Source organism: Allobosea sp. NPDC055594, assembly GCF_053618995.1.
Window position 1 is genome coordinate 18,677 of the sequence record NZ_JBSHIO010000025.1, and the last position, 10,009, is coordinate 28,685.

At 68.6% G+C, this 10,009-nt stretch carries 10 protein-coding genes; 9 read left to right on the forward strand and 1 reads right to left on the reverse strand.

What is annotated here, in order from left to right; translation table 11 throughout:
- Nucleotides 1–104 precede the first annotated feature (104 nt).
- The 3 genes from ACWGRX_RS25605 to ACWGRX_RS25615 all read left to right on the forward strand — a co-directional run bounded on the left by ACWGRX_RS25605 (nucleotide 105) and on the right by ACWGRX_RS25615 (nucleotide 3,832).
- Nucleotides 105–1,535, forward strand: a complete 1,431-nt coding sequence (locus ACWGRX_RS25605; RefSeq protein WP_452119846.1) for a DegQ family serine endoprotease — start codon at nucleotides 105–107, stop codon at nucleotides 1,533–1,535.
- Nucleotide 1,536: 1 nt separating this feature from the next.
- Complete coding sequence (locus ACWGRX_RS25610) at nucleotides 1,537–2,844, forward strand: replication-associated recombination protein A (RefSeq protein WP_452119847.1); 1,308 nt, start codon at nucleotides 1,537–1,539, stop codon at nucleotides 2,842–2,844.
- Between the two features lie 109 nt (nucleotides 2,845–2,953).
- Nucleotides 2,954–3,832, forward strand: coding sequence for a DMT family transporter (locus tag ACWGRX_RS25615; RefSeq protein ID WP_452119848.1), 879 nt, complete (start codon nucleotides 2,954–2,956; stop codon nucleotides 3,830–3,832).
- Nucleotides 3,833–3,841: 9 nt separating this feature from the next.
- Here the strand turns inward: ACWGRX_RS25615 and ACWGRX_RS25620 are convergent, their stop codons facing one another.
- A complete protein-coding gene (locus ACWGRX_RS25620) occupies nucleotides 3,842–5,176 on the reverse strand; it encodes a hypothetical protein (protein ID WP_452119849.1) in 1,335 nt (444 codons plus the stop codon).
- Nucleotides 5,177–5,333: 157 nt separating this feature from the next.
- On the opposite strand from ACWGRX_RS25620, the gene crcB reads away from it, so the two are divergent.
- From crcB to ACWGRX_RS25650, 6 genes are all read left to right on the forward strand, one after another.
- Nucleotides 5,334–5,717: a fluoride efflux transporter CrcB gene (gene crcB, locus ACWGRX_RS25625; RefSeq protein ID WP_452119854.1), complete on the forward strand. Its 384-nt coding sequence runs from the start codon at nucleotides 5,334–5,336 to the stop codon at nucleotides 5,715–5,717.
- Nucleotides 5,714–6,976 (forward strand): RluA family pseudouridine synthase, encoded by a 1,263-nt coding sequence (locus tag ACWGRX_RS25630; protein ID WP_452119850.1) that lies wholly within the window; start codon nucleotides 5,714–5,716, stop codon nucleotides 6,974–6,976. The genes crcB and ACWGRX_RS25630 overlap by 4 nt, the downstream gene beginning before the upstream one ends.
- Before the next feature lie 106 nt (nucleotides 6,977–7,082).
- Complete coding sequence (locus tag ACWGRX_RS25635; RefSeq protein WP_452119851.1) at nucleotides 7,083–7,589, forward strand: hypothetical protein; 507 nt, start codon at nucleotides 7,083–7,085, stop codon at nucleotides 7,587–7,589.
- Between the two features lie 107 nt (nucleotides 7,590–7,696).
- The gene (locus tag ACWGRX_RS25640; protein ID WP_452119852.1) at nucleotides 7,697–8,359 is read left to right on the forward strand and encodes an HAD-IA family hydrolase; all 663 of its coding nucleotides are present in this window, start codon (nucleotides 7,697–7,699) and stop codon (nucleotides 8,357–8,359) included.
- A gap of 389 nt (nucleotides 8,360–8,748) precedes the next feature.
- On the forward strand, nucleotides 8,749–9,192 hold the full coding sequence (locus ACWGRX_RS25645) for a hypothetical protein (protein ID WP_291642802.1): 444 nt from the start codon (nucleotides 8,749–8,751) through the stop codon (nucleotides 9,190–9,192).
- A gap of 137 nt (nucleotides 9,193–9,329) precedes the next feature.
- Nucleotides 9,330–10,009: biotin carboxylase N-terminal domain-containing protein (locus ACWGRX_RS25650; protein ID WP_452119853.1), on the forward strand; the 680-nt coding region annotated here is incomplete at its 3' end.

The following is a 10,009-nucleotide window of genomic DNA, read 5'->3' on the forward strand; positions in this document are numbered from 1 at the left end:
TTTCTCCGGAAACCGCACGCAATGCGCCGGTTCGGACAGGTTATGGCGGTAGTGCGGCCATGAAAACGCAAATGCAGTCGATACGCTTCATGAAAGGTTCTGGGATGTCGGGCCGAATCAAGCTTTCCGGTGCAGGCGTCGCGGCCGCTCTTCTGGCCTCGACCATGCTCGCCGGGGCGCCTTCCTCGCCGGCTTTCGCGCAGGACCGCCAGGTGCCGGAGACGCGCCAGCAGGTTTCGCTGTCCTTTGCGCCGGTGGTCAAGAAGACCGCCCCCTCCGTGGTCAACGTCTATGGCGCGCGCATCGAGCGGCGGCCGCAGAACCCGTTCATGGACGATCCGTTCTTCCGCCGCTTCTTCGGCGATGGCGGCTTCGGCGTGCCGCGCGAACAGGTGCAGCGCTCGCTCGGCTCGGGCGTGATCGTCGATGCAACCGGGCTGGTGGTGACCAATAATCACGTCATCGAGGGGATGAGCGAGGTCAAGGTCGCGCTCGCCGACAAGCGCGAATTCGAGGCGACGATCCTGCTGCGCGATCCGCGCACCGATCTTGCCGTGCTGAAGATCCAGGCCAAGGATCTCAGTGCGCTGGAGCTCGCCGATTCCGACAAGGTCGAGATCGGCGATCTTTCGCTGGCGATCGGCAACCCCTTCGGCGTCGGCCAGACGGTGACGCAGGGCATCATCTCCGCCCTGGCGCGCACCCAGGTCGGCGTCGGTGACGCGCAGTCCTTCATCCAGACGGACGCCGCGATCAACCCGGGCAATTCCGGCGGCGCGCTGGTCGACATGCAGGGCCGGCTGGTCGGCATCAACACCGCGATCTTCTCGCGCTCCGGCGGCAGCGTCGGCATCGGCTTCGCCATTCCCTCCTCTATGGTCCAGGTCGTCGTCGCCAGTGCCAAGGCCGGGGCGAAGACGGTGCGTCGCCCCTGGTTCGGGGCGCGCCTGCAGGTGCTGACCGCCGATGTCGCCGACGGACTCGGGCTCGATCGCCCGGCCGGCTCCGTCGTCGCCAGCGTGGTCGAGAAGGGCCCGGCGGCCGAGGGCGGCCTCAAGCGCTCCGATGTGATCCTGGCGGTCGACGGCGTCGCCGTCGACGACCCCGAGAGCTTCGGCTACCGCTTCGCGACGCGTCCGCTCGGTGGGGTGACCTCGCTCACCGTACTGCGCGGCGGCAAGCGCATCGTCGTGCCGATCAAGCTCGCGCCGGCGCCGGAGACGCGGCCGCGCGAGCCGGTCACGCTTTCCGGCCGCTCGCCGCTTTCCGGGCTCACGGTGATGAACCTCTCGCCGGCCCTGGCCGAGGAACTCTCGGTCGAGACCGGGAACGAGGGGGTCATCGTCGGCGCGATCGAGGAGGGCAGCCCCTCGGCGCGCGTCGGCTTCCAGAAGGGCGATCTGATCCTCGCGATCAATGGCGAACGCATCGCGACCTCGCGCGACCTCGAGAGCGCGACCCGCGAGCGCAAGCGCGCCTGGGAGGTGACGATCTCGCGCGGCGGCAAGACCGTCACCTCCGTGTTCGGCGGATGAGGTGAGCGATCTCTTCGCCGCTTCCGGCCTCGACAAGTCCGGCCCGCGGCCGCTGGCCGATCGGCTGCGGCCGACGACCTTCGGCGAAGTCGCCGGGCAGGAGCACCTGACCGGGCCGGACGGGGTGCTGTCGCGCCTCGTCGCCTCCCGCTCGCTCGGCAGCCTGATCTTCTGGGGCCCACCCGGCACGGGCAAGACCACGGTGGCACGGCTGCTCGCCGGCATGGTCGATCTCGGTTTCGAGCAGATCAGCGCGATCTTCTCCGGCGTCGCCGATCTCAAGAAGGCCTTCGACAGCGCCCGCGGCCGCCGGCTCGGCGGCAAGGGAACGCTGCTCTTCGTCGACGAGATCCACCGTTTCAACCGGGCCCAGCAGGACGCCTTCCTGCCGGTGATGGAGGACGGCACGATCACGCTGGTCGGCGCCACCACCGAGAACCCGTCCTTCGCGCTCAACGCCGCTCTGCTCTCGCGGGCGCGCGTCCTGACCTTCAAGGCGCTGGACGAGGGGGCGCTGCTCTTCCTGCTCGGCCGGGCCGAGGTGCTGGAGGGCCGCGAACTGCCGCTGACGCCGGAGGCGCGGCAGCAATTGGCGCGCTTTGCCGATGGCGACGGGCGCGCCGTGCTGACGCTGGCCGAGGAGATCTGGCGTGCCGCCAAGCCGGGCGAGGTCTTCGACGAGGCCGGGCTCGCCGAGGTGATCCAGCGGCGTGCGCCGATCTACGACAAGGCGCAGGACGGCCATTACAACCTGATCTCGGCGCTGCACAAGACGATCCGCGGTTCCGATCCGGACGCGGCGCTCTACTATTTCGCTCGCATGCTCGACGCCGGGGAGGACCCGCGCTTCCTGGCGCGCCGGCTGGTGCGCATGGCGGTCGAGGATATCGGCCTCGCCGATCCGCAGGCGCTGGTCCATGCCCGCGCCGCGGCCGAGACCTATGAGCAGCTCGGCTCGCCGGAAGGAGAGCTCGCGCTCGCCAATTGCGTGATCTATCTCGCCACCGCACCGAAATCGAACGCGGCCTATCTCGCCTACAAGGCGGCGATGCGCACCGCCAAGCAGGCGGGCTCGCTGACGCCGCCCAAGACGATCCTCAACGCGCCGACCAAGCTGATGAAGGAAGAGGGCTACGGCGCCGACTACGCCTATGACCATGACGCGCCCGATGCCTTCTCGGGCCAGAACTACTGGCCCGACGCGCTCGGGCGGCAGTATTTCTACGATCCGCCGGAACGCGGCTTCGAGCGCGAGATCCGAAAGCGGCTGGAATACTGGGAGAAGCTCAGGCACGAGCGCGGCGGGTAGGGCGCCGCTCCAACCGGAGCCGAGGCGGCGTCCGTGCCTGTGTCCCGTGCATGGCGGCCAGCCCCATGCAACGGAACCGCGATCGGCAGGCATCCGCTAGATGCCGTGCATGTCCAGCTCGTCGCCTTCCCGACATCCGCTGCGCGGCATCCTGCTGATGCTGGGTGGGATCGCCTGCCTCGCCGCTTCCGATGCCGCCTCCAAGCTGCTCGCGGCGACGGTGCCGACGGCGCAGATCATGTGGATCCGCTTCGTCGTTTTCGCACCCCTTGCAGTGCTGATCGCGCTGCGCGCCCTCGGTCGTGCCGGCCTGCGCTCCCGGCAGCCGCTGCTGCAGGTCATCCGCGGCATCGGACTGCTCGGCTCGGGCTTCGGCTTCATCGCCGGCATGCAGTTCCTGCCGCTGGCCCAGGCGACAGCGGTGTTCTTCGTGGCGCCGCTGCTGGTGATCCTGCTGTCGGTGCCCCTGCTCGGCGAGGTCGCGCGTGCCCGGCAATGGGCGGCCGTCTGCCTTGGCCTTCTCGGCGTGCTGATCATCGTTCGGCCGGGATCGGCGGGCTTCCACCCGGCGCTGATCTTCCCGGTGATCTCGGCGGCGTCCTGGGCCTTCGCCTTCGTGATGGCCCGGAAGATGCGGGCCGACAGCCCATTGCTGACGCTGGCCTACACCGCCGTCGTCGGGCTCATCGTCTGCACCGCGCTGCTGCCCTTCTCCTACGTGCCGCTCGGCTGGCGCGAGATCGGCTTGGGCCTGATGACGGCGCTCTTCTTCGCGGCGGCGCAATTGCTGCTCATTCTGGCCGTTCGCTTCGCTCAAGCCAACGAGCTCGCGCCCTTTGCCTATAGCCAGCTAATCTGGGCGGCCCTGTTCGGCCTGCTGATCTTCGGCAACCTGCCCGATGTCTGGACGCTGGCCGGGGCGGTCGTCATTGTCGCGAGCGGCCTTGCGGCGACGAGCGGGACCAAGCGCGCAACGATCTCGGCGTGAGCGAGGCCGTCAGAAGCTCCGCTCGAGGAAAATCTGCGTCGAGATCTGCCGCCCGGCCAGCCCGGCCTGGATCTCGCGGCCGCTGATCGCGATCTTCGCCCAGGCAATGGAGCTCTCGACCCCGGCCTTGAAGCCCTCGACCGGCGTCCAGACGATGTTCGCGGCGACGCGGTCGATCCTGATCTCGCCCTTCGTCTGCCCGGCGAGCGGCACCGCCAGCCAGTAGCGGCTGAGATAGGCGTTGGTCGCGATCTCATCGGTCCATTCGCGTCGCGTCGAGACCAGGGCCGAGAAGCCGCGCGTCGGATCGCTGCCGAGCAGCACGCGGTTGACCAGGCGCCCGTCGAGCTGCGAGCCGATATAGGGCGCGGCGTCGATGCCGCCGGCGATCTGGGCGGTCAGGCTGCTCGTCGCGCCGAAGAGTTCGCTTTCATAGGTCGCGCCGAGAATGCCGGCGCGGCCCGGCCGCGCCGAGCCGCTCGGCGCCTCGCGCAAGGCGAGCGCGCCGTGCACGGTCCAGTCCCCGGCTTCGTAGACCAGGCGCGCGACGCCGTCGGGCACGGAACGGCCGGGGGCGAGGGAGGTGACGGAAGTGGGGGGCTCGGCCCCGCTGGTCGTGCTGGTCGCGGAGCCGTTGCCCAGCGCCGTGTCCTCGAGGGAGAGCGTCGCCGTCCAGCTCTCGGTGAGCGGCAGCTCCAGGGCGATCAGGCCGACGGTGCGGGAGGGGGCACGCGTCGAGAAGATGAACTCGTCGCCGGTCCAGAAGGAAAAGCGCGAGGTGTCGAGCCCGAAGGTCCAGGGGCCGATCAGGACCGTCGCCTCGTCGAGCGTAGTTTCGCTGACGCCGGAGACCGGGCTGTTGATCGTGAAGCCGAAGGCGGAGGCGACGCGCAGGCCTGAGGCGAGCTCGTGCGAGGTCGCGATCCGGAAGGCGGCGCTGGTCAGCATCGAGGTATTGGCGGAAGGCGGCGCGGGGACGGAGAGCGAGGCCTTGAAGCTGTCGTTCTGCAGCCCGGCGGTAACCGTGCCGCTGATCGAGAGGCAGGTACCGCTCTCCGGCAGGATCAGCCCGCGCTCCGGCGGATCGTCTTCATCGTCGTCGTCATCATCATCATCGTCATCCGAGTCGTCGGAACTGTCCTCGTCGTCATCAGCCGCGGCTGCAGCGGCGGCGAAGATCGGCTGTGTCTCGGGCAATGCGATGGTGCAGGCGCGGGCGAAGCTGGCTGCGAGCGGCGGGCGGGCGGGCAGGCGCGCCGGTGCGGCGACGGCAGTCGACGCCAGGACGAGGCAAAGCCCGCCGAGCGGCAGGAACCCTGGCCGCGGCCGCATCGCGCCAGCCATGGCGGTGCCTGGGAATCGCTCGGTCACTGTCGTTGTCGTTCACCCGTTCCGGCAATTTCTGCGGCGGTGCCGGTGCCGAAGTCAATCGGGGGGGCGGGCCGGGCATGCCGAGGTGATTTCGTTTGTGCCGACCGGCTGCGCTGGCTATTGCATGGTGATGACCTCCACGCTTCTCGTCTTCCTTGGCGCCGGCATCGGCGGCGTGCTGCGGCACGGCGTCAACCTCGCCACGCTGAGATGGCTCGGCCCCGGATTTCCGTTCGGGACGATGGCGATCAACATCCTCGGCTCCGGCCTGATGGGGCTGCTCGTCGGCTGGCTCGCCTTCCGGGCCGGAGAGGGCTGGACGCAGCATGGCAGGCTCTTCTTCGCCACCGGCGTCCTCGGTGGCTTCACCACTTTCTCCGCCTTTTCGCTCGATGCGGTTCTGCTCTGGCAGCGCGGCGATCTCGCCATGGCGGCATTCTATGTACTCGGCTCGGTCGTTCTGTCGCTCATCGCGCTGTTCACCGGGCTCGCTCTGGTCAGGGGACTGTCATGAGGTCGGGCGGCAAGGGCACCGGGGGCAAAGGCGCGCGCGGCAGCGGCACGGGCGGCAAGCCCGCCGCCGGCAAGGGCGAGGGCTCCCGTCCGCCGGCGCGGGCGGGCAAGCGGCCGAGCCATGATGCACGGCGCCAGGCGCAGGCTGCGGCGCGCAGCCGGCCGGAAGGCCTCCCGGCTGCGACCAGGCCGGCCCCGCGCCGGCCGGTGGTAGCGGCGCCGACCCGCGCCGAGGTCAAGGCCGAGACCGCCCAGGTGCTCTCGACCGGCGTGCAGCAGCTCGTGGTGACGCCGGACGAGAACGAGATGCGGATCGATCGCTTCCTCGAGACGCGTTTCCCGCAACTCTCCTTCAGCCATATCCAGCGCATCGTCCGGAAGGGCGAATTGCGCGTCGACGGCAAGCGCGCCGACAGCAAGGACCGGCTCGAGGCCGGCCAGACCGTGCGCATCCCGCCGCTCAAGCTAGAACAGCAGGCCGAGCGGCCGCGCTCGGCCAAGGCCGATGCCGACACGATCGGCTTCCTGCGCTCGATCACGCTCTATGAGGACGACGACGTCATGGTCCTCAACAAGCCGGCGGGCCTCGCCGTGCAGGGCGGCTCGGGCACGACGCGCCATGTCGACGGCATGCTCGAGGCGCTGACCGGCAAGGACGGGCAGAAGCCGCGCCTCGTCCACCGGCTCGACAAGGATACGGCCGGCTGCCTCGTCATCGCCAAATCGCGCTTTGCTGCCGCGACGCTGGCCAAGACCTTCCGCTCGCGTTCGGCGCGAAAAGTCTACTGGGCGCTGGTCGTCGGCGTACCGCGCGTGCGCCAGGGCCGGATCTCGACCTATCTCGCCCGCGAGGAGGCCTATGACGGCGACCAGCGCATGGCGGTGGCCCAGCATGGCGAAGACGGCGCCATGCATGCCGTGACTTATTACGCGGTGGTCGAGACCGCGGCACAGAAGCTCGCCTGGCTCTCGCTGAAGCCGGTGACCGGCCGCACCCACCAATTGCGCGCCCATACCACCCATATCGGCCATCCGATCGTCGGCGATCCCAAATATTTCAACATCCAGAACTGGGAACTGCCCGGCGGCATCCAGAACAAGCTGCATCTGCTGGCGCGGCGCATCGTGCTGCCGCATCCGCGCGGCAAGGGCACGATCGACGTCAGCGCGCCGTTGCCGCCGCATATGCGCCAGAGCTGGAACCTGCTCGGCTTCGAGGATGCGCCCTACGACCCGATCGTCGATGCGCCCGACGAGTAGCGCTTTGCATCGTGGGGTTGCATGACCAAGCGTAAGAACGCTTGCAGAACAAAATGCGTTATGTTCTAAGTTTGTTCCTGTGAGGGTTCATCACGGGAGGCTTTCCATGTCGCGCACCGCCTTGTTCGCTGCCGGTCTCGTTCTCGCATTCTCCTCCGCCGGCCTGGCCCAGACACAGCCGACCCCGGGTTCGGCGGCTGCCGGGCCGCAGACCGCTACCGTTTCCGACGACCCGATTCCGCGCGCCGCCCGGGCCGAGGCTCGGCGTGACTGCTATGCCGAGAACATCGCGCTCTCGGGCGAGGATCTGCGCCGGGCGATGCGCGCCTGCATGCAGGAACGTTTTCCGGGCGTGCAGCTCTATGCCGCCGACGGGCTGACCCGCGACGGCAGGCCGACCGCGGCAACCGCCCGCGCCCTCTGCAAGCAGCAGGCCGATGAGCGCAAGCTTGCGGGCAGCGAGCGGACCGCGGCACTGGTCGCCTGCTTCAACGAGAAGCGGCCCGACCTCGCCCAGCGCGCCGAGTGCCGCAAGGAGGCGCGCGGCAAGGGGCTGGAGGCGCAGGCTCTGCGCGCCGCGATCGCCGAATGCGCCAGGGGCGGCCAGGGCTGAGCGCGGCGCTGAGAGGGCCGGCATCTCCTTTGTCGGAGAGGCGCGAGCATAAGGCCCCTGCGCCGGCGATGCTGGCGCAGGGGCGTCAAGCCGGCTAAAGCGCCGGCATGAACCTCGTGATCTTCGACCTCGACGGCACCCTGATGAATTCCGAAGCGATCATTCTCGAAGCTCAGTTCGAGACCTTCGCGCGCTGCGGGCTCACGCATCCAGGCCGCGAGGCCGGGCTCGGCATCGTCGGCCTGAGCCTGGATATCGCGCTGATGCGCCTTGCCGGGCTCGAGCGGCCGGATGATGTGCTGACCGAGACCTATCGCCAGGTCTTCGGCGCGATGCGCCTTCAGGCGGAGAGCGACCCAAAGCTGGCCGAGCCGCTGTTCCCGGGCGTTGCCGAGATGCTGGCGGCGCTGGCGCAGCGGTCTGACACGGTGCTCGGCATCGCCACCGGCAAGTCGCGGCGCGGCGCCGACTACATCATCGAGCGCCATGGCTGGCGCGACCTGTTCGCGACCACCCAGACCGCCGACGACGCCGCCTCCAAGCCGCATCCGGAGATGATCCTGCGGGCGATGCGCGAGACCGGCGCTCGGCCCGAGGCGACCCTGATGATCGGTGACAGCAATTTCGACATGGAGATGGCGGTCGCTGCCGGGGTGGCGCCGGTCGCGGTGTCCTGGGGCTTTCAGTCGGTTCCGGCGTTGAAGGCGGCCGGTGCCGCGCATGTGATCGAGGACTGGGCGGCGTTGCCGGGGTTGATCGGCAAGCCTTAGCACGCGATCCGGGTGGACCGGCGCCGCTCGCCGTCATGCTCGGGCTTGATCCGAGCTACCCGCACGGAAGAGGAGCTGGTTGGCGTAGCCTCGGCATGCGCTTCTCGGCTCTGCGCGGAGTTTGTCTTCGGGCCGACCCAAGGCCGGACCCGAGGACTCCGTCCGAGCATGATGCGAGCGGGGACGCGATGGCCTTGCCGTGGTGAAGCGGCGCGCCGCAGGCCTTCAGTGGTTTTGGTAATAACCGCGCAACCACATCGACTCAGACCCGTTTAACCTGAACAGGCGTTCAGATTCTCGAATTAACCACCTGATCAGAAGCGTGGCTGCATCGTCTCCTCACAACAGGGACGTACCGGCACAAAACAACGCCGGACAGGGGTCGAACAATGATCAGCCATGAACTTCGTGAATTCGTCGATCGTGTGATGGACAGGCATGCGATCGACGACGAAGACGTCAAGATGCTTCAGCGTGAGATCTTGAGCGATGCTGTGATCAGCCGCGAAACGCTCGATATTCTCATCGCGCTCGACCGCGCCGTTCTGGTCAAGGCCGCGTCCTTCGCCGATTATCTGGTGGCGCTGACCGTCGACTTCGCGGTCTGGGAATGCCGCCCGACCGGGGTGATCGATCGCGACAAGGCGCATTGGCTGGTGACCACGCTCTCGGCCGGCGAAGGGCCGACGCAGACCGCCCAGCGGATCGGCTTCGAGATCGTCCGCGAGGCGCAGAGCTGCGACGAGGCGCTGGTTAGCTTCGCGCTGCGCAAGGGCGATGCCCGGATGCGCGGCGTCAGCTTCCAGCCGGAGCGCCTGTTCCTGGCGAGCTGAGCCGGAACTGGTCCGGGGCGGATCTTCGAGCGTGGGCTGCTGCAGCCCGCCGACCCGGCCGATCAGTGGACGGAAAGGTCCCACTCCCGTAAATCCGGCTATGCGCCATCAAGGCCGCCGGGCGGGGGAAACCAGCGATGTTCACGAAGATCCTGATCGCGAACCGCGGCGAGATCGCCTGCCGAGTGATCAAGACGGCGCGCCGGATGGGGATCGCGACGGTCGCGGTGTATTCGGATGCGGACCGCGAGGCGCTACATGTCGAGATGGCCGACGAGGCCGTGCCTATCGGGGCGGCGCCGGCCGCCGAATCCTATCTCCAGATCGAGAAGATCATCGCCGCCTGCAAGGCGACCGGCGCCGAAGCCGTGCATCCCGGCTATGGCTTCCTCTCCGAGCGCGAGGCCTTCGCCAGGGCGTTGAAGGAGAACGGCATCGTCTTCATCGGGCCGAACCCTGGCGCGATCGCGGCGATGGGCGACAAGATCGAGTCGAAGAAGGCGGCGGCGGCGGCGAAGGTCTCGACCGTGCCCGGGCATCTGGGCGTGATCGAGGACCCCGACCATGCCGTCAGGATCGCCGACGAGATCGGCTATCCCGTGATGATCAAGGCCTCGGCCGGCGGCGGCGGCAAGGGCATGCGCATCGCCCATTCCTCCGGCGAGGTGGCGGAGGGTTTCGCCCGGGCGCGCTCGGAAGCGGCCTCGTCCTTCGGCGACGATCGGGTCTTCATCGAAAAATTCATCGTCGATCCCCGGCATATCGAGATCCAGGTGCTCGGCGACAAGCATGGCACCGTGATCCATCTCGGCGAGCG